General features: G+C 43.6%; 15 protein-coding genes. 12 read left to right on the top strand and 3 right to left on the bottom strand.

All coding sequences use genetic code 11. The features are described 5' to 3' along the window. Positions 1–63 precede the first annotated feature (63 nt). The 8 genes from ACE1OE_RS12255 to dhaR all read left to right on the top strand — a co-directional run bounded on the left by ACE1OE_RS12255 (position 64) and on the right by dhaR (position 10,379). Entirely contained in the window at positions 64–1,314 is a 1,251-nt protein-coding gene (locus ACE1OE_RS12255) for an AGE family epimerase/isomerase (protein ID WP_372079426.1), read from the top strand. 264 nt (positions 1,315–1,578) lie between these two features. Next, on the top strand, positions 1,579–2,442 hold the full coding sequence (locus tag ACE1OE_RS12250) for a class II fructose-bisphosphate aldolase (RefSeq protein WP_449211232.1): 864 nt from the start codon (positions 1,579–1,581) through the stop codon (positions 2,440–2,442). A gap of 169 nt (positions 2,443–2,611) precedes the next feature. Beyond that, positions 2,612–3,151, top strand: coding sequence for a TRAP transporter small permease (locus tag ACE1OE_RS12245; RefSeq protein WP_102469259.1), 540 nt, complete (start codon positions 2,612–2,614; stop codon positions 3,149–3,151). A gap of 11 nt (positions 3,152–3,162) precedes the next feature. Continuing rightward, the gene (locus tag ACE1OE_RS12240; RefSeq protein WP_372059548.1) at positions 3,163–4,452 is read left to right on the top strand and encodes a TRAP transporter large permease; all 1,290 of its coding nucleotides are present in this window, start codon (positions 3,163–3,165) and stop codon (positions 4,450–4,452) included. Between the two features lie 118 nt (positions 4,453–4,570). Continuing rightward, on the top strand, positions 4,571–5,620 hold the full coding sequence (locus tag ACE1OE_RS12235; protein WP_102469257.1) for a TRAP transporter substrate-binding protein: 1,050 nt from the start codon (positions 4,571–4,573) through the stop codon (positions 5,618–5,620). A gap of 72 nt (positions 5,621–5,692) precedes the next feature. Next, entirely contained in the window at positions 5,693–7,702 is a 2,010-nt protein-coding gene (locus ACE1OE_RS12230) for an alpha-glucosidase (protein ID WP_449211231.1), read from the top strand. 183 nt (positions 7,703–7,885) lie between these two features. Continuing rightward, a complete protein-coding gene (locus ACE1OE_RS12225) occupies positions 7,886–8,029 on the top strand; it encodes a hypothetical protein (RefSeq protein WP_198593059.1) in 144 nt (47 codons plus the stop codon). Positions 8,030–8,447: 418 nt separating this feature from the next. Beyond that, positions 8,448–10,379, top strand: coding sequence for a dihydroxyacetone kinase operon transcriptional regulator DhaR (dhaR, locus tag ACE1OE_RS12220; protein ID WP_102469594.1), 1,932 nt, complete (start codon positions 8,448–8,450; stop codon positions 10,377–10,379). A 198-nt stretch (positions 10,380–10,577) separates the two neighbouring features. On the opposite strand, the gene ACE1OE_RS12215 is transcribed toward dhaR, so the two are convergent. The 3 genes from ACE1OE_RS12215 to ACE1OE_RS12205 form a co-directional block, all read right to left on the bottom strand. Beyond that, entirely contained in the window at positions 10,578–11,123 is a 546-nt protein-coding gene (locus ACE1OE_RS12215) for a sugar O-acetyltransferase (protein WP_372059553.1), read from the bottom strand. A gap of 235 nt (positions 11,124–11,358) precedes the next feature. Next, on the bottom strand, positions 11,359–11,991 hold the full coding sequence (locus tag ACE1OE_RS12210) for a heme-binding beta-barrel domain-containing protein (protein ID WP_449211230.1): 633 nt from the start codon (positions 11,989–11,991) through the stop codon (positions 11,359–11,361). Between the two features lie 418 nt (positions 11,992–12,409). Next, positions 12,410–13,492 (bottom strand): glycerol dehydrogenase, encoded by a 1,083-nt coding sequence (locus tag ACE1OE_RS12205; protein ID WP_449211229.1) that lies wholly within the window; start codon positions 13,490–13,492, stop codon positions 12,410–12,412. A 350-nt stretch (positions 13,493–13,842) separates the two neighbouring features. Between ACE1OE_RS12205 and dhaK the strand changes: the two genes are divergently transcribed. The 4 genes from dhaK to ACE1OE_RS12185 all read left to right on the top strand — a co-directional run bounded on the left by dhaK (position 13,843) and on the right by ACE1OE_RS12185 (position 19,146). Further along, positions 13,843–14,901, top strand: coding sequence for a dihydroxyacetone kinase subunit DhaK (dhaK, locus tag ACE1OE_RS12200; protein ID WP_102469249.1), 1,059 nt, complete (start codon positions 13,843–13,845; stop codon positions 14,899–14,901). A gap of 14 nt (positions 14,902–14,915) precedes the next feature. Then, complete coding sequence (gene dhaL / locus ACE1OE_RS12195; protein ID WP_102469248.1) at positions 14,916–15,551, top strand: dihydroxyacetone kinase subunit DhaL; 636 nt, start codon at positions 14,916–14,918, stop codon at positions 15,549–15,551. Positions 15,552–15,554: 3 nt separating this feature from the next. Beyond that, positions 15,555–17,963: a phosphoenolpyruvate--protein phosphotransferase gene (gene ptsP / locus ACE1OE_RS12190; protein WP_449211228.1), complete on the top strand. Its 2,409-nt coding sequence runs from the start codon at positions 15,555–15,557 to the stop codon at positions 17,961–17,963. A 193-nt stretch (positions 17,964–18,156) separates the two neighbouring features. After that, positions 18,157–19,146 (top strand): 2-hydroxyacid dehydrogenase, encoded by a 990-nt coding sequence (locus ACE1OE_RS12185; protein ID WP_449211227.1) that lies wholly within the window; start codon positions 18,157–18,159, stop codon positions 19,144–19,146. Positions 19,147–19,300: the final 154 nt, after the last annotated feature.

The following is a 19,300-nucleotide window of genomic DNA, read 5'->3' as shown; positions in this document are numbered from 1 at the left end:
AACATAATTCAACGCTGCTGACTGGTAACGTCAGTAACAATAAAAATAACGAGGAAATACCCTATGAAATGGATTAATACCCGATCCCATAATGCTTGGTTGGATACAGAAACTGACCGAATTTTTGAATTTGGAAGAAATGCTGTCGTCCCTAATGGGTTTGGTTGGATTGGTAATAACGGCAACGTTCGCGAAGAAATGGGAACACGTTTGTGGATCACTGCTCGTATGTTGCATTGTTATTCTCTAGCCGCATTAATGGGAAGACCTGGGGCGTTTGATCTAGTGGAACATGGGATCGCGGCACTTGAAGGGCCTCTTAAAGACGATACTCATGGTGGTTGGTATGCAACCATTGATAACGAAGGCAATGGTATCGTTGATGCCTCGAAACAGGGCTATCAACACTGCTTCGTATTATTAGGGGCGGCGAGTGCCGTGACGACGGGTCACCCACGTGCTCGCGCTCTTTTAGACGAGTCAATTGCTGTGATTGAAAAGTACTTTTGGAACGAAGAAGAACAGATGGTACTTGAATCTTGGGATGAAGCGTTCTCTGAGACAGAAGACTACCGTGGCGGTAATGCCAGCATGCATGCGGTTGAGGCATTTCTTATTGTATATGACGTGACTAAAGATAAAAAGTGGCTAGACCGAGCGCTCCATATCACTGAATTCATGATTCATAAAACGGCGAAAAATCTGAGTTATCGTGTTAATGAACATTTCGACTCTAGTTGGAATCCACTACCGGACTACAACAAAGATACGCCTGCAAGTCATTTTCGTGCTTACGGCGGTACACCGGGCCATTGGATTGAATGGGGCCGTCTAATCTGCCACCTTCGAGCAACGTTGCTTGAAATTGGAGCCGAGACACCAGAGTGGTTACTGGAAGATGCGAAAGGGCTGTTTGATGCAACCGTGCGCGACGCGTGGGCCGTGGATGGGGCCCCAGGTTTTGTCTATTCAGTGGATTGGGATGGTAAACCCGTGGTACGTGAGCGTATTCGTTGGGCTCCTGTCGAAGCTATTGGTACCGCTTATGCGCTTTTCACGGTCACTGGCGATAAAAAATACGAAGAATTCTATCAAACTTGGTGGGATTACTGTCGTACTTATCTTATTGATTATGAGGGGTGTTCCTGGTGGCAGGAGCTTGATGTAAACAACCAAGCTGGCACAAGTAAAGTCTGGGACGGTAAACAAGACATCTATCATTTGATGCACTGCTTAGTTATCCCTAGGCTGCCGTTAACGCCTGGATTAGCGCCTGCACTAGCAGAAGGTCGCTTAGACGAAAGTATGCGCTAACCTCTCAGAAACGCTTTGTTAACGTTTACACTTGATGATTTCATGAAGATGACAACCTTTGGTTGTCATCTTTTTTTTATGTTCACTTTTGTAGATCACGAGATTTTGTACATATGGACATTTAAACTGTGTCTCAACACTCACTTTTGTCCTAATTTGTACGTTTGTGTTGGAAAGTGATACATATCTAACAGAATTGAGCGCTTTAGACTGATAATTTATCACCACGACGAACGAAAAGTTAATTCAATAGGACGACTTAAAATGCCTTACGTATCTGGTAAAACGATGATCAATGAAGCATGGAACAATGGCTATGCTATCGGTGCTTTCACTGCACATAACCTTGAAACGATTAAAGCGGTATTGCTTGCAGGTCAAGAAGAGCAATCACCGATTATGATTCAAATTGGCCAAAAGGCGATTAACGAAATGGGCATGAAACCATTGCGTGATGCTATTGATTCACTGATAGAGCACCACCAAATTTCAGTCCCTATTTGTATCCATCTAGACCACAGCCGTAAATTTGAACAATGTATGGAAGCTGCGACTCGCGATTTTCAATCGTTGATGTTTGATGGTTCTGCGCTGCCATTTGAAGATAATATTCGAATCACTAAAGCGGTTGTCGATGTCGCCGCAGCGCTTGGCCTGGGTTCGGAAGGAGAGATTGGTAAAATTGGTGGTACAGAAGACGACATCACCGTTGACGAAAAAGACGCGATGATTACCACGGTAGAAGAAGCGTTAGATTTTTCTGAGCGTACCGGTGTTGACTATTTAGCGGTGTCGATTGGCACTGCGCACGGCGTTTACAAAACGACCCCAGAGCTAAAATTTGAGCGATTGTCTGAAATTAAAGAAGCCGTCAAAAAACCGATTGTTTTGCATGGCGGTTCGGGTGTGCCAGACGACCAGGTCCTAGAAGCGGTTAAGCGTGGCGTGGCAAAAATTAATGTTGATACAGAGCTTCGTCAGGGTTTCATTGATGGGATTCAAGCGCATTGGAAAGAGCGTGGAACCGATTACATTCTGGCAGATGTAATGAACACAGGTATCGACTCAATGAAAGAAGTTGTACAACATAAAATTCGTTTATTCGGTTCTAACGGAAAAGCGGCATAACAAGCCTCTAAATGTCTCTTATGTGACATAAACCCTACAAAAAACGACATGTTGTGTCTGCTTGTGAATGAAATCACGGATTAGATTAATTAACTAGGTTATCAATAGAAACTCAGTAAACGATATGTCGTTTTAATAACTATACCAATATTGGTTTGATGGTGATTTTGTGCTTAAAGCTATAGAAAGTGCATTAAACAAAGTGAATGCACCACTTGCAAAAGTAACCGCTCATATTTCTGGAATTTTATTGTTGATAATGACAATTATTGTTCTTCTACAAGTTTTTTGTCGTTATGTTCTCAATATTCCTTTGAGTTGGACTGACGAATCTTCAAGATTTTTAATGATATACATGACTTATTTGTGTCTTCCGATTATTTATTTAGAAGACAAGAATATCGCAATGACATTTGTAACGGATAAGTTAAAAGGGCGCCGAATTTATGAGGTATTCATGATGCTAACGCACCTTATCGCGCTTGTTCTTTTTTCTATCTGGATTTACTTCGGGTATGCGTTTTTCAAGACAGGGTCGGTAATGGCCGATAGTCTGCCGATACCGATGTTCGTAATTTACGCGATACCGCCGGTTATGCTGACAGTGTCATGTTCGTTCGCTATCCAGAAATTAGTTGCTTCAATTCATCAGTTTATTCACTTTAAACCAGAACAAGAAAAATTGGTTTCAGCTGAAGTAGCGGAATAATAGGTGTTGTTATGATTTCTCCAGTTTTTTTACTTTATTTTCTATTTTTCTTAATTGTTGGTGTGCCAGTTTTATTTGCACTTGGGTTAGCGCCAGTAATTACTTTTTTTCAGAATGACCAAACATTATTTATTAATATGCTATACCAGCGTCTATATTCTGGTTTAGATAATTTTTTGTTGCTTGCATTGCCATTTTTCATGTTGGCAGGCGAATGTATGTCGAGTGGCGGCATTACCCCTCGTATTATTTCGTTTGCACAGACTCGTGTTCAACACCTTAAAGGTGGGTTAGGGCATGTAGTCATCCTAGCGGCGACGTTGTTTGGTGCACTAACGGGCTCAGCGGTAGCGGCCACCTCAGCGATTGGCAATATGTTAATCCCAGAGATGTCTAAATACCGTTACGACAAAGCTTACTCTGCTGCTTTGACCGCCGCCGCTACCGTGTTAGGTACGATTATTCCGCCGTCAGGTATCATGCTGATCTACGCTTTTGTCATGAATACATCAGTGGCAGCAATGTTCTTATCAGGGATTGTTCCAGGCTTTATCTTCTGTGTTGGTTTAATGATCGTTAACCGTATTCAGATTCGTCATTATCCAGAGGTTCAACCAATGGAGAGGGCGACGAAGATAGAGCGTAGTAAAAGTCTAAAAATGGCTATTCTACCTTTGCTGACGCCCGTTATTATTCTAGGCGGCATCTACGGTGGCATCTTTACACCGACAGAAGCAGCTGCTGTTGCGGTGGCTTATGCCATTGTTATTTCGGTGTATGTTATTAAAGCAACCACCATTAAGGCCACGTACGTATTATTCTCGAAGGTCGCTGTTAACGCCGCTGCTATTTTGATTATCGTTGCTGCCGCAAGTGGATTTGCTTCTGCGATCAGCTTCTCTGGTATCTCAAATCATGTGTCTGAATTGATTAACGGTATTACAGATAATCCTTACTTGCTGTTCTTTATCATCAACATCTTTTTATTCATCGTAGGTATGTTTTTAGATGCAGGCCCTGCGATTCTGATTTTTGCTCCAATTATTGGCCCAATCATGATTAATGCGGGTATCGACCCAGTGCATTTTGGTGTTGTGATGTGTGCCAACCTATCGATTGGATTGGCGACACCGCCAATGGGTTTGGTGTTGTTTGTGGCATCCGGTGTATCAGGTGTGCCATTGCAGAAAATATCAAAGGCGATTATTCCGTTCTTAGCGGTTGAGTTCCTAATCATCTTTATGATTTCGTTCTTCCCGCAGCTCGTCATCGGATTACCAAAATTATTAGGCGTGATGTAACCCAGAGGCCAACGCTATCGGTGTTGGCTCTCAACTAATAAACAATAAATATTAATACCCCTACATGTGAAATATTGAAATAAATTAAATTATAACGATAAATTGAAAGGAACATCTTATGAAAAAGACACTTCTAGGATTAGCAGCAGCGGCAATGTTTACAGCGGGCGCAGTTAATGCGGCAGATTACAAGTTAACCGTCCCTCATGTTACCAATCTTGATGGTTACAACCACCAATCACTATTGGTGTTTAAAAACTACGTAGAGTCGCGTTCTAATGGCCAAATCAGTGTCGATATTTATCCTTCTGGTCAACTATGTGGTAACGCTAAAGAGTGTATTGCTGGGGTTCAAGCTGGCATGTTTGATTACTTCCAAACGACGACGGCAGAGCTCGCAAACTTTTGGCAACCGGTAGGGGCATTTGACTTACCGTACTTATTGCCCAATGACCGTGTGGCGGAATGTGTGTATGACAATGAAAAATTCATTGGTGATGTACGTAGTGAAGTACTGAAAAAAGCGCCGAATGTGCGTCTGATGATGGTTTCAAACTCGGGTGGATGGCGAAATATTGCAACGACCAAGAAGCAAGTGAAAACACCAGATGATGTGAAAGGCCTAAAACTTCGTACGGTTCCAGCCAAGATTCAACAAGAACTTGTCAAAGATCTAGGTGGTTCGCCAACACCAATCGCCTGGCCTGAGGTCTATACTGCTTTGTCGACAGGCGTGGTTGATGGCACTAAAAATGGCATCGTTGATATTATCATGAATCGCTTCCATGAAAGCCTGAATTATATGATCTTAGACGGCCATGCGTACATGGGTGGGGCATGGGTATTTAACGACAACAAATTTAACTCATTCCCAGATGACCTGAAGAAAGTCGTTATTGATGGCATTTCTGCTCAAAATCAATACCTACGAGCGTATCCTAAGCACAAAGAATACTCAGCTTACGAAGAGTTTAAGAAAGCAGATGGCACCATCTATAATCCAACGGCTGCTGAAAAAGAAGCATTTAAAACGGCTTCAGCACCAGTTAAAGATTACTTCTTAAAATCTACAGGACCAGAAGGTCAGAAATGGTTACAGCGTTTTGAAAATGAGATCAAAACATGTGAAGCCGCGATTGATGCCGACTACAACTTACAATTCAAATAAACATACCATTTAGTTAGGGCGCACAATTGTGCGCCTTTTTTTAGCCTAAGAGTCGAATTATTGGAGATAACGATGGAACTGATTACCAGTGGAAATACGCTAACAATAAAACATAAAAATAGAACCGTATTTACGCACTCTCTACAAACACCCGCCCTATTTCTTGGTACTGGCGAAGGCAACTTCGATATGTACCGTGGGAACTTTGATATTACTGACTACGTTGTAGAGCGTCTGCCTTTGAGACAATTTGACGTCACAGAGGCAGGAGAGAACCGTTTTTGTATTACGTTTAAGTTTGACGGAAACGACGTTATTCGCATGATTGTGTCTGAAACGGAAGAAGGCCGCTTGCTGTCTGAATTTGAAGCGGTGGATCATTCATATAATCGTTTCTGGATCCGTGTTTCAGCTACACCTGATGAGCGAGTATTTGGCTGTGGTGAGCAACTGACTTATTTAAACCTACGTGGAAAAAACTTCCCATTATGGTCGAGTGAACCGGGTGTGGGTCGTAACAAAAATAGTTATGTAACTTGGCAAGCTGATGTGCATGATAGAGCTGGTGGCGATTATTACACCACGAACTATCCACAACCCACATTCGTATCGGACAAAAAGTACTTTTGCCATTTAGAAACCACTGCCTATGCGGATTTCAATTTCACAAACGATGATTTTCATGAGCTTCAGTGTTGGGATATCCCTCGTTATTTGCTGCTAGACAGCGAAGATAATTATTCAGACCTAATGGAAAACATTACGGGTGTATTTGGCCGACAACCAGAAATGCCAGAATGGGTATACAACGGCTTAATTATTGGGATCCAAGGTGGTACCGAGATCACCATTGAAAAGGTAGCAGCCGCGAAAGAAGCCGGTATCGAAGTCGCTGGAGCGTGGTGCCAAGATTGGCAAGGCATTAAGATGACCTCTTTTGGCAAGCGCTTGCAGTGGGATTGGCAGTGGAACAAAGAACTATACCCAGAGCTTGATAGTAAAATTCATCAAATGAAAGAAGAGGGCGTTCGCTTTCTTGGTTACATAAACCCGTATGTGCTCGAAGACTTTCCTCTATATAACGAAGCGAAAGAAAAAGGTTATTTGGCCACTCAACAAGATGGTTCTAAATATGTCGTCGATTTTGGTGAGTTTTACTGTGGTGTGGTTGATTTCACTAACCCAGATGCCTGCGAATGGTACAAGGGTGTGATTAAAACGAACATGATCGACTTTGGGCTTGATGGCTGGATGGGCGATTTTGGAGAATACTTACCGACAGATTGTGCATTGAGCAACGGAGTTAGTGCAGAAATAGAGCATAATAAATGGCCATATCGTTGGGCGAAAGTACAGCATGAAGCGATTGAAGAAGCGGGTAAAACGGATGATATCTTGTTCTTTATGCGAGCTGGTGGTACTGGGATTCAAGGGTATTGCCACACCTTATGGGGCGGAGATCAATCGGTCAACTGGTCTCTTGACGACGGTTTAGCGTCGGTGATTCCAGCGGCATTGTCTTCAGGGTTGATGGGGAACGGCATTCATCACAGCGATATTGGCGGATATACCACGTTACACGGTATGAAGCGAACGAAAGAACTGTTCCAGCGCTGGTCAGAAATGGCCGCATTCACTCCGATTATGCGCAGTCATGAAGGTAATAGACCTGGTGATAATCATCAATATGATACCGATGCTGAAACGTTAGCGCACCTAGCTAAAATGACGAAAGTGTTCAAGCATTTGAAGCCGTATATTAAAGAAGCTGTTGCCTTAAATGCGAAACAAGGTATGCCAGTACAGCGCCCGCTGTTTATGCATTACGAGCAGGAAGCTGAAACGTATGAGATTAAGTACCAGTACCTCTTTGGTCGAGATATCCTAGTTGCACCTGTCTACAACGAAGGCGAAACGGTTAAAACCGTGTATTTGCCAGAAGATAACTGGATTCATGCATGGACAGGGAAGGTGTTTACAGGAGGTTGGATTGATATTGATGCTCCAATTGGTGAACCTGCCGTGTTTTATAGAGAATCTTCATCGTATCGTACGTTGTTAGATGAAATAAAAACCATTTAAATCATAGGGTTACACTCTTGTTATATAGCCTCGCCGTTATCGCGAGGCTTTTTTGTAGTTAAAATTACAAAAATGTACATTTATGGACAAAATTAAGTTGACGAAGGTCACGTAAAGGTGCAAAATTGCGATATAAATCACATTGATTAGTCAATTTTACTCAACGTACCAAAGGCATCTGACATGAATAACACCGCAACGCTACAACAACCAATTCAACTGATTGATTCAAAAACTAAAATCGTCTTACGTGAAGTATTGTCATTGATGAAAATGGCATCTTTGGTTGCTGTCCCACTATTATTGCTTTCTCTGGCGTGGATTTAACCACTCACTGTACCGGAAAGCAGCGCACAAAGGATGTGCGTCCGTTATTGATAGTATTTTTCTAACTTCTAACTTCTAACTTCTAACTTCTAACCTCTAACTTCAGACGTCCAACTTGCGACGTTAACCGTGACCGTCCTATTGCTCATCGCTTGCTTTTAGCCAGCGGCTCCTCTTCAATGTATTTCCGTAAACTTTGTGCGCGGTGAACAATGGTTTTGGTGGATGAGATAACCGTGTTTGGCTGAATGTTTCTTTCACAAATCATCAAAACACCAACCCAGATCAGTGATGTATCGATTAGTTTAATATTGAGTTTGTCAGTGTGAATAGGATCACTCTAGCGTTCGAAATGTCGCGGTATCATAGTCGGTCCGCAACACTGAGCGTCTGCAACGGCGCCTAAATTGGTTTATCTATGCTGTCGATTGAAGACAATAAAAAGAAGTGGGACTTTTTTCAAAAGCATCACTGGGTATCACCTGACTTTATGCTGTCGCCGATCCTGGAATCTTGGGAAAGATGCGCTAAACAGTCGAGCCCTTACAACTGGTCCAAACCGCATATTGCTTCTGGCTATACGCTTAAATCTCTGATTAAGAGAAATGAGCGTGTTATTACCTCAGCCACCACAGTGATAGAAGACACCTACGACTTACTGCGAAGCGAAGAACTGGTTCTATTTGTGACGGACGATAGCGGCTGCGTGTTATTTAGTGTCGGGCATGATGCTTTGTTGCGTGAAGTCAGTGCGTTGGGTTTTAAGAAAGGCTGTTTTTTCTCAGAAGGGAAAATTGGTACCAACGCGATCAGTTTGACACTTAACACACATTTACCGACAGAAGTATTTGCAGCAGAGCATTTCAACCGTCATTTGCATTGTTACGCAACCACCGCCGCACCCATATTCGATACGTTTGGTCGCTTACGAGGAACCATCTCGTTATTCAAAAAAGCCACCGAGTACACAAAAGAAAACCACGTCATTATTGCGTCTTGTGCGAAAGAGATCGCGCTGCAGATCCACGTCCAAAATGAGCAAGAGACAATGAACCGGCTACTCAATGCTTACAATGCTACATTGGAGTGTATGGATGACGGGTTATTGTCTTGGAATGAAGATAATCGGATCACGATGGCTAATCACCAAGCCGAAGAATTACTCAATTTCAAAACCTTAGACATTATCGATAAAGACATCTTTTCGGTGGTTCGTTTTGCGCCAAATATCCAAAGAAGTATAGAAACACACAGCACGATTAGGCGTAAACAAACCATCGTTGAGGTAAATGGTGAATTTATCGAGTCGATTGTGACGTTGAAACCGTTGGTTGATGGCTCAAATCTATTATTCATTCATCCTATCGATAAAATTAGAGAACTTGCGCAACAGCAGATAGGGGGAAATGCTAAGTATACATTTGCCAATATTAATGCCCAGTCTCGCGGAATGAAGCATGTGTTAACGATTGCCAAACGTGCCGTTAAGTCAAAAGCACCTATCTTAATCAATGGCGAAGAAGGGGTAGGAAAATCCGATCTTGCTATGGCAATTCATAACGAAAGTAACGCAAAAAACGGCCCATTTATCACGCTGAATTGCCGCTCTTTGACATCCGAAGCCATGGTCAAAGAAATGCTTGGTTTTGATGACGAAGATGGTCAGGGTTTGCCTTCTAAGTTTGAGTTAGCGCATAACGGAACGTTATATTTGGAAAAGGTCGAATATTTGAGTCCAGAGTTGCAAGCGGTATTGCTGAAGTTACTAAAAACGGGTTTAGTGAGCCGTTGTGATAGTGCACGGTTAATACCGGTAAGCTTTCAACTTATTACCAGCACGTCGTCGGATATTAGTGAGTATGTTGCGAGGCGGTCTTTCGGGCGACAGCTGTATTATGAACTGTCCTCGAATGAGCTATCAATACCGCCGTTGAGAAAACGTAAAGAAGATATTGAACATCTTATAATGGTGATTATTCACAATTATGAAAAGCGTCACAATGTGGCGGTATCGATTGAAAAAACCGTGATGGACGCGTTAGTCAAGTTCAGCTGGGCGGGTAATAATTCTGAATTAAAAAGCCGAATGGAACGGATCCTTCTCAATCGCAGTGGCAACCTGATTACCTTAAGTGATATTCCTGAAGAGATTAAGCACAATTTAAGCGACGAAGGCAGTCGAGATGGAAAATCGATACTTACATTGGAAGACGTAGAAAAAAAAGCCATCATTCAAGCATGGAAAATATACGACGGAAAAATGCAAGATATGGCCAAAGCATTGGATATTGGTCGCACGACATTATGGAGAAAGATTCAAAAATATGGGCTTGAAGACACAGCACGTTAAAGGGTGATCTGCAATTTTCTCTGCGCTAATGACGACGACAAGAATAGACAAGAACGCCCTTAGTGCAAATAGGCATCGTTGATGCTGACAGCGTTAGGCTTAGCGTAAAGAGCGTTATTATACAGGGTGTATAACCATCGACTGATGCTGAATGTTTAACATCAACCGATGGGGCGAGTGGTTCCAGTGAGTCGACGATCAGTTGCTGCGAATGACTTTGGCAGGGTTGCCCACACACACTGTGTTAGAGGGTAAATCCTTTACTACGACGCTACCAGCGCCAACAACGACATTGTTTCCAATGGTTACGCCTGGACAGACCGTGACATTGGCGCCAAGCCAAACGTCATGACCAAGTGTTATCGGCAATGCTGATTCAATACCGGAAGCGCGTTCTTTTGCGTCAAGAGGGTGTATCGCGGTCGCGAGAATAACGCCTGGGCCAAGAAGGCAATTGTCACCTGCGGTAATCGTGTTGCAATCAAGAAATGTGCAGCCGTGGTTGGCATAAAACCCTTTGCCGACTTTAATGTTGTAACCATAATCACAATGAAATGGCACGTTGAGATCGGCATCGGTCTCATAGCCCAATAGTGAATTGATGGTATCAGGAATTGTGGGATCGTCAGGGTGGCTCTGGTTTAATTTAAAACACAATAACTTGGCGTTCGTACGCTCGGATTTTAGTGCTTGTTCACTAGGGTCATAATTAACACCGGACAGCATCTTTTGTTTTTCGTTCATAGGATGAATTGATATCACTTAAGTCAGAATAAAGGATAACAACGCAACAAGGTTGTATTGTCATCATTTGTTAAATGGTCTTTAGGTTGGTCGACTGCGGATGAAAAGTCTCTATTTATAACGTGCCAATGAGAGGCTTTCGACTTACATCAGTACTGATGACGAGGGACGCCACACAATCTGCCATTCCCTCGTTCTCTATATGTGTAAGATACAATTAGGTCCCTATCGTACGCTAATTATTGGCTTTTACACGTTCAAGCACAGAAGAGTCAGTGTGGGCAAATTCGCCGTCGTAGATCTTCAACATGGTGGATTGAGAGTACGTCAGTGTATCACCCTCTATGTTAAGGTTCATGGTAAACCCTGTTGTGCTTGCTTTTTGTTGCATAAAATTAGACTCAGCAACACCACGGTCTGACATGGTCAGTGTCATGTTATTGCCTGCCGGTCCTTCTGCGGTGACACAAGTGGTTCTTGGCACACAGAAAGAGTTATAAACGACCTGATTTTCTTGATCGTAAATGAAGTAACCGCGTTGATCATGAAATTTAGAGTCATCAGCTTTTCTAAAGACTTCTTGCTTGTAGTAGAGCGCCACTAGTGTTTGTTCACTCGCATTGACTGCGTCAGCGGCCACTTCAAAAGTCATGACTTCGTAAAATGGAGTAATTGCGGGTGCGCCTTTTCCCTGCTCTGTGCCGGCTTGAGCGGGAGAGAGATCAACCCCGGTGTCGACGGTTTTCCAAGTCCCCACGAGTTGTGCGAGAGGACCAAATTCGAGGCCATCTATCACGGTGTGGTCTGCTAGTGAAGAGAGAGAGAATAACGCTAATGTACCTACTGCTAGTGTTGAGACTAGTTTCATTATGCTGTCCTTAGTTTTTATTATATAAATTAGTTGTTTTTAATCAATGATGAGCGTTATTACCACGTTCTTTACGGATAAATTAATGCTGTGTTCATTTATATTTCGAGTACAAACTCAGCTCTAACTTCATCATTGTAAAACAACATTACTAGTTATTAAGTGGAGGAAAATTAATCCAAATCATTATTAAGATGATAAAAGAGATTTAATTGAAATTAATGTTTAATAAATGTAAGTTTTTATTTCCTTGGTGAATCAATAGCTGTGCTTAAATATTGCATTTATAATATATCTAATGTGTGCATTGGTTGGGTATTGTTTGGACATACATTATTTAACGGCACAAAAAAGGCCAGCTAGTGCTGACCTTGTCTTTTGGGCGTTGACGCCAATTAAGACATTATTATGAGTGGTACTATTGGCCTAATTGATGCGCAGTCAAAATAGCGGCAAATACGCTATCTGCGGTGACTGGAAAAGGCATGTTGTGAATGGTTTCACCTTCCGCGGTAGCACCTTCAGCAACTTCAAATAGTTTCTCTTTGTTGATCTCTTTGACACCCATATCAAACAAGTTGGTCGGTAATCCTACGTCGCGACAGAAAGTGAGCACGGTTTGGATTTCTTCCATTGGCGCATTTTCTAATACTAGTTGAACGAGGGTTCCGAATGCCACTTTTTCGCCGTGGTACAAGTGATGGCATTCTTCTAATTTGGTTAAACCATTATGGATGGCATGCGCTGCGGCGAGACCACTACTTTCAAACCCGATGCCACTAAGGTATGTGTTCGCTTCAATGATGTTTTCGACGGCAGTGGTACTTACGCCGTTTTCTACTGCGATTTTTGCTTTCACACCATCTTCAAGCAACGTCTCATAACACAGTTTTGCGAGCGCTTGTGCAGAGCGGGTCGGCGCGCCACCTGCCATCGTTGGTTTTCCTGATGTCATGTTTGCACGGGCTTCAAAGTACGTAGAAAGCGCGTCACCCATACCAGATACCAACAGCCTTACCGGTGCACCCGCAATGACTTTCGTATCCATTACGACCATATCTGGGTTTTGTGGGAACAGCAGATATTCTGCAAACTCACCTTCTGGGGTGTAGATAACAGCAAGCGCGCTTGTTGGAGCGTCGGTAGAGGCAATAGTAGGAACCACAACCACAGGGATCTTAGTATAGAAAGCAACAGATTTAGCAGTATCAAGCGTTTTACCACCACCAATGCCGATGATGACATCATTTTTCTGTGTTGCGCAGATATCCGTTAGACGGTCAATTTCTAAGCGTGAGCACTCACCATTAAATATGTCCATCGCAAGCGGCATGTCTTCTTTAATAAAGCTATCTTTTACTGTGTCGCCGACTAGGCCTGTTACGAACTCATCGGCAATCGCTAGAGGGTTTGCGCCGAGGGCTTTGACATATGTCGCAATAGAGCCTAATACGTTTTCACCTTGAACATACTTACTTGGGCTAATAATAATCTTGTCCATTTTTCTAGACCTTTTATTTTAAGTTAATAGTTATTTTTGTTTCAACGTTGGCTTCATCTTAAAGAGGGGCAGTGCATTATCGAAAGCATTTACCAAAGTGAGATCCGATTGTTTGACGTGGCTAACAAAGCGCGTTTCGGACGAGAATTGGATTTGGCAATTATGCAGGGTGAGATCACCAAAGCGTCATTTTACTGAAAGTTACGTTTCATTTTGGAACGTTTAATTTTGTTATTTGTTCCATTTTGGAACGATTTGTTTTTTATTGTCGAGTAGCCATTTATTTTTATGATGGATGAAAAGTTACCAGTATCCAATTAACGAACATAAAAATATAAGAGAAACAAAAGATGAAAAAATTAATTAATAGTGTCGAAGACGTTGTTAGAGAGCAGATGGAAGGTCTTGCCGCTTCTCGCCCTGAACTTAAAGTGAATTACGAGCCGCGTTATATGTGGCATGAAGAAACTCCGGGTCAAGTTGCCCTTGTTTCAGGCGGCGGTTGTGGTCATGAACCATTACATGCGGGCTTCATTGGCAAAGGTATGCTGACGGGGGCTTGTCCAGGTGAGGTGTTCACTTCGCCAACACCGGACCAAATGTATGAATGTGGTAACCAGGTGAATACGGGTGAGGGTGTGTTGTTTTTTATCAAGAACTACACCGGTGATGTTCTTAACTTTGAAACCGCTGTTGAACTACTGCATTTCGATGGTATTAAAGTCGGTTCAGTACTGATCGATGATGATGTTGCGGTAAAAGATAGCTTGTACACCGCAGGTCGACGTGGCGTCGCTGGTACGGTCCTCGTAGAAAAAATTGTGGGTGCAGCTGCAGCCAAAGGTTACTCACTAGAGCAATGTGAAGCGCTAGCGACTCGGATAAACAATCGTTGCCGTTCGTTTGGGGTGGCGTTAGATGCGTGCGTTGTACCTGCCGCTGGCAAGCCATCATTCACACTGGCGGATGATGAAGTTGAGTTTGGTGTAGGCATCCATGGTGAGCCAGGCATCGAGCGTATTAAATTTACCAACGCTGACGAGCTTGTCGACAAAATGTTTGTTGAGCTGTCTGAAAATGACGGATACAGCCGCACTTTACGTTTGTGGAACCGTGTCGAAGGTCAATGGGATGAAACATCATCAAAAATTGAAGATTTTGAAGCGAATCAAGAGTACATCGCCATTGTAAATGGCCTTGGAGCAACGCCGGAATCTGAGTTGTACGGTGTGTATCGTCGCTTGGCGCAAAACTGTGAAAAGGCTGGCTTTAATATTGCGCGCAACATGGTGGGTAACTATTGCACCTCGCTCAATATGGAAGGGGTATCTATTACGCTGCTTAAAGCAGATTCCGAAATGCTAGAACTGTTTGATGCTCCGGTTGATACAGCGGCGATTAAGTGGTAATTCGAGGTCAAATTATGCAAATTGAAAAACAACACATTTTAAACTGGCTTGAGCTTTGTGCGGTGTCATACGAAGAGAACCAAGATTTCTTAACGGATCTTGATCGTGATATCGGTGATGCTGACCATGGTCTTAATATGAATCGTGGTTTTAAGAAGGTTAAAGAAACACTGCCAAAAGTTGAAAAACAAAATATCGGCGCAATATTGAAAAATACCGGTATGACGCTTCTTTCTAGCGTTGGTGGTGCCAGTGGCCCTCTATACGGTACCCTGTTTATTCGCACGGCAGCCTCAGTTGGCAGTCGAGAATCCCTTACTTTTCAAGAATTGATCGATGATCTAAAAAGTGGCGTTGATGGCGTGATTTCACGTGGTAAAGCGGAGCAAGGTGACAAAACCATGTGTGATGTTTGGTTGCCCGTGCTTAATGGTACTAAAGCGTCTTTAGAGGAAGGGGTAAGCCCTGACCATCTATTGGACGAGATGGTGTTGCTTGCGGAGAAAAGTGTGGTTTCAACTATTGAGATGCAAGCCAGAAAAGGACGTGCAAGTTACCTTGGCGAACGCAGTATAGGTCATCAAGACCCTGGCGCGACATCGTCACTTCTAATGATTAAAGCGCTAAGACAGGCAATAGCAGGGAAATAAAGCATGGTAGGCATTGTAGTCGTATCGCATAGCCGCCTGTTAGCTGAAGGAGTGGCCGAATTGGCCACTCAAATGACGCAAGGCAAAGCGAATCTAGCGATAGCAGCAGGGATCGATGATCCTGAAAACCCAATTGGTACTGACGCGATTGCTGTCATGGGCGCCATTGAAGAAGTGTGTGACGACGGCGGCGCGATTGTATTGATGGACTTGGGGAGCGCATTACTGAGTACAGAAATGGCGTTGGAGCTCCTCGATGATGACATTCGCGATAAAGTGGTGTTGGTCTCGGCACCGATTGTTGAGGGAACGATGGCAGCAAGTGTTGCCGCCGCTGCTGGGCTTTCTATTCATGACGTTATTGCAGAAGCCACGAACGCATTAGATGTTAAGAAAGAACATTTAGGAGAAGAAGCGGCGACGAGTAAAATCACAGAGGTAGACTGTCTATCCCATGAAGGCGAAGTATTATCGTTTAAATGGCTTGTTAAGAATCCTCATGGCATTCACGCGCGTCCAGCTGCTGCGATCGTTGGCTGTCTTGCCAGTTTTAGTGGTGACCTTCAGCTAGATAAAGAAGGCAAAAAAGCGAATGCGAAAAGTCTAAATAGTATCGCTAAGCTTGGTGTTCGATGTGATGAAAGTATGACGCTGTTTGCGTCTGGTGATGACGCACAGCTGGCGATTGATGCCTTTACTTTGCTTGCACAGCAACACTTTGGTGAGGCTGAAGCGGTGAATAACCCGACGCCAATGGTGGCAAACGAGCACCATGACGATGATGTTGCTGAGCAATCTCAACAAGACATTGAAGGAGCCATTGTAGGGCTTAGTGTAAATGGTGGCATTGTCACTGCGCCCGCTGTGCTCTTTGCTCAAGAAGTTCCGGATGTTCCGACGCGTGATTTTATTGGGGCGGAAGGTGAGCAGTCTAAGCTAAACAATGCAATGTCTTCGGTCAAGCAACACTTAGAGCATCAAGCTAAGCTACCACATGGTGAAATATTTGCTGCACATGCCATGATGCTCGATGATCCTGAGTTACATCTTCATGCAGAACGGTTGATTCTAGAGGGCAACATTGCAGAGCGAGCATGGTGTGATGTGACTACTGAATTGGCACTGCAGTATAAACGCGCTGAAAGTGATTATATGCGTGAGCGTGAAGCTGATGTTTATGATATCGCTCGACAAGTCATGATTGCGCTCACGGGAGCAGTACCAAAAGCACTCACTATAAGTGAACCGAGTATCTTGTTAGCTCGAGATCTGATGCCATCTGATGTAGCAGGATTAGACAAGTCGAAAGTGCTAGCAATTTGTTTAAGTGAAGGCGGAAAAACGTCGCACAGCGCCATTCTAGCGCGTGCGATGGGTATCCCTGCCATTGTTAAAGCGACAGGCTGCACGGACCAAGTAAAAACCGGTGCCCAGGTGACCGTTGATGGTTTTAGTGGTTTGTTGTGGGTCACGCCTTCCACATCGATACAAGAAGAACTAAACAATAAACGTCAAGAATGGCTTGCCAAGCAAGAAGCCGCGTTAAAGAATGCACTTGAAGTAGCGGCCACTCAAGACGGTACCGCGATTCAAGCTCTGGCCAATATTGGCGGTCCTGAAGATGTGGCACAAGCACTAGAGAATGGTGCGGAAGGTGTGGGTTTATTTAGAACTGAGTTTCTATTTCAGGCAAGTGATGCACTGCCAACAGAAGACGAACAGTTCCAAATTTACCGAGATATCGCGCAATCATTTGGCGATAAACCAATCACAATCCGCAGCCTCGATGTTGGTGGAGATAAACCATTAGCCGCGTACCCAATGCCACAAGAAGAGAACCCATTTTTGGGACTTCGAGGCGTTCGTTTATGCTTAACACATGAAGCGCTTTTTGAGACCCAATTAAGAGCCGTGCTCCGTGCTCATGCTGAGCAATCCAATATACAGCTGATGATTCCGATGATAGCGACGGTTGGTGAAATTCATCGCGTCAAAGCGCTGATTAATCGAGTACAAGAGCAACTTCATATTGTAGGCAACGCGCTACCCGTTGGCATTATGATTGAGGTACCGGCTGCGGTATTTAATGCAGATGCATTAGCAAAAGAAGTAGATTTCTTCTCGATTGGCACCAACGATTTAACTCAATATGTTATGGCCGCAGATCGAGGCAATAGCGATGTTGCTGAGTTGGTGAATTACTTTGAACCGGCGGTCCTTAATGCTATAAAAATAACGATCGAGGCGGCTAACAGAGCCGGCATTCCGGTCAGTATGTGCGGTGAAATGGCGGGAGATGTGACTGCAACAGAGTTACTGCTTAGTTTTGGTCTGAGGAAATTCAGTGCCAGCTCGACGCTGTTGCCCGCATTGAAACAGAAAGTTAGAAACGTGAATATGGCGATCGTATAGTCGCCATCAGCCATCAACGCTAAACCCAAGCCCAAGCCTAGTCGCTTGGGCTTTTTTATGTCGGTCGTACTCAAAATATCAAATGGCCAAATGGTGACTATTTACCATTTGCATTATGCCCCTGCAGGTTATCAGTGTTTTAATTGCTAAATGTCTGATATAACAAATGCCTATGTTCTAGTTAGGAGTCATTATGTTGAACGTCGCATTCTTTAGTACTAAATCATACGATGAGCAGTCTTTTAATCGCTCAAATGACACAAGTCAGATGACCTTTCACTTTTACGATTTCCGCTTAACTGAGAAAACCGCAAAGCTAGCAAAAGGCTGTGAGGTTGTTTGCGCCTTCGTCAATGATGACTTGTCCAAGCCGGTATTAGAGCACCTATCAGTAAGAGGTGTGAAGCTCATTGTTATGCGATGTGCCGGTTTCAATAATGTTGACGTTGAAGCAGCAAAAGCGCTGGGTATTCAAGTCGCGCGAGTGCCTGCCTACTCACCAGAAGCCATTGCTGAGCATGCTGTGGGACTGATGATGACCTTGAATCGTCGTTTTCATAAGGCGTATCAGCGTACTCGCGACGCTAATTTTAATCTTGAAGGATTAGTTGGCTTTAATTTTCATGGTAAGACTGCGGGTATCGTCGGTACGGGCAAAATAGGCTTAGCGACTACTCGAATTCTTCGTGGCCTTGGTATGAATGTCCTGTGTTTCGACCCTTATCCTAATCCGCTGGTTACCGATCTTGGCGCAACCTATGTGGATCTCGATACGCTGTTTTCGCAATCTGATGTCATTTCTCTGCATTGTCCGATGACGCCTGAGAATTATCACCTTCTTGATGAAACCGCGTTTAGTAAAATGAAAAAAGGCGTGATGTTAATCAACACCAGTCGCGGGGAGTTACTGGATTCGAGTGCCGCTATTGAGGCCCTAAAACAAGGCAAGATAGGGGCATTGGGTCTTGATGTTTACGACAATGAAAAAGAGCTTTTTTTCCAAGACAACTCAAATGATGTGATAGTAGACGATATATTCCGCCGCTTGTCTGCTTGTCATAATGTGATATTTACGGGTCACCAAGCATTTTTGACTCAAGATGCGTTAGCGAACATTGCGGATGTGACGCTCAGTAATGTTCGTTTGTTTGAACAACAAGCCACAAATGCTAATTTTCTTTAGGTGCTAGGACTGGCACGAGTACCTACTGCCAAGGACACGTTGCGGTGAAGCGATGCAGTAAAGGAGTGGCGCGCAAGTTGTCATCTTATGAAGGTGCTTATTACGTACTTGCTACTCTAGGTGAACGTCAGCAAAGCCATAAGAAGTGAAACCA

It is taken from the genome of Vibrio sp. E150_011 (genome assembly GCF_053544015.1).
This window is presented reverse-complemented; position numbering and strand designations above follow the sequence as displayed.

Coding starts and splice junctions, on each gene's coding strand:
- ACE1OE_RS12255 (WP_372079426.1), top strand. CDS start 64: ATGAAATGGATTAATACCCGATCCCATAATGCTTGGTTGGATACAGAA.
- ACE1OE_RS12250 (WP_449211232.1), top strand. CDS start 1,579: ATGCCTTACGTATCTGGTAAAACGATGATCAATGAAGCATGGAACAAT.
- ACE1OE_RS12240 (WP_372059548.1), top strand. CDS start 3,163: ATGATTTCTCCAGTTTTTTTACTTTATTTTCTATTTTTCTTAATTGTT.
- ACE1OE_RS12235 (WP_102469257.1), top strand. CDS start 4,571: ATGAAAAAGACACTTCTAGGATTAGCAGCAGCGGCAATGTTTACAGCG.
- ACE1OE_RS12230 (WP_449211231.1), top strand. CDS start 5,693: ATGGAACTGATTACCAGTGGAAATACGCTAACAATAAAACATAAAAAT.
- ACE1OE_RS12225 (WP_198593059.1), top strand. CDS start 7,886: ATGAATAACACCGCAACGCTACAACAACCAATTCAACTGATTGATTCA.
- dhaR (WP_102469594.1), top strand. CDS start 8,448: ATGCTGTCGATTGAAGACAATAAAAAGAAGTGGGACTTTTTTCAAAAG.
- ACE1OE_RS12215 (WP_372059553.1), bottom strand. CDS start 11,123: ATGAACGAAAAACAAAAGATGCTGTCCGGTGTTAATTATGACCCTAGT.
- ACE1OE_RS12210 (WP_449211230.1), bottom strand. CDS start 11,991: ATGAAACTAGTCTCAACACTAGCAGTAGGTACATTAGCGTTATTCTCT.
- ACE1OE_RS12205 (WP_449211229.1), bottom strand. CDS start 13,492: ATGGACAAGATTATTATTAGCCCAAGTAAGTATGTTCAAGGTGAAAAC.
- dhaK (WP_102469249.1), top strand. CDS start 13,843: ATGAAAAAATTAATTAATAGTGTCGAAGACGTTGTTAGAGAGCAGATG.
- dhaL (WP_102469248.1), top strand. CDS start 14,916: ATGCAAATTGAAAAACAACACATTTTAAACTGGCTTGAGCTTTGTGCG.
- ptsP (WP_449211228.1), top strand. CDS start 15,555: ATGGTAGGCATTGTAGTCGTATCGCATAGCCGCCTGTTAGCTGAAGGA.
- ACE1OE_RS12185 (WP_449211227.1), top strand. CDS start 18,157: ATGTTGAACGTCGCATTCTTTAGTACTAAATCATACGATGAGCAGTCT.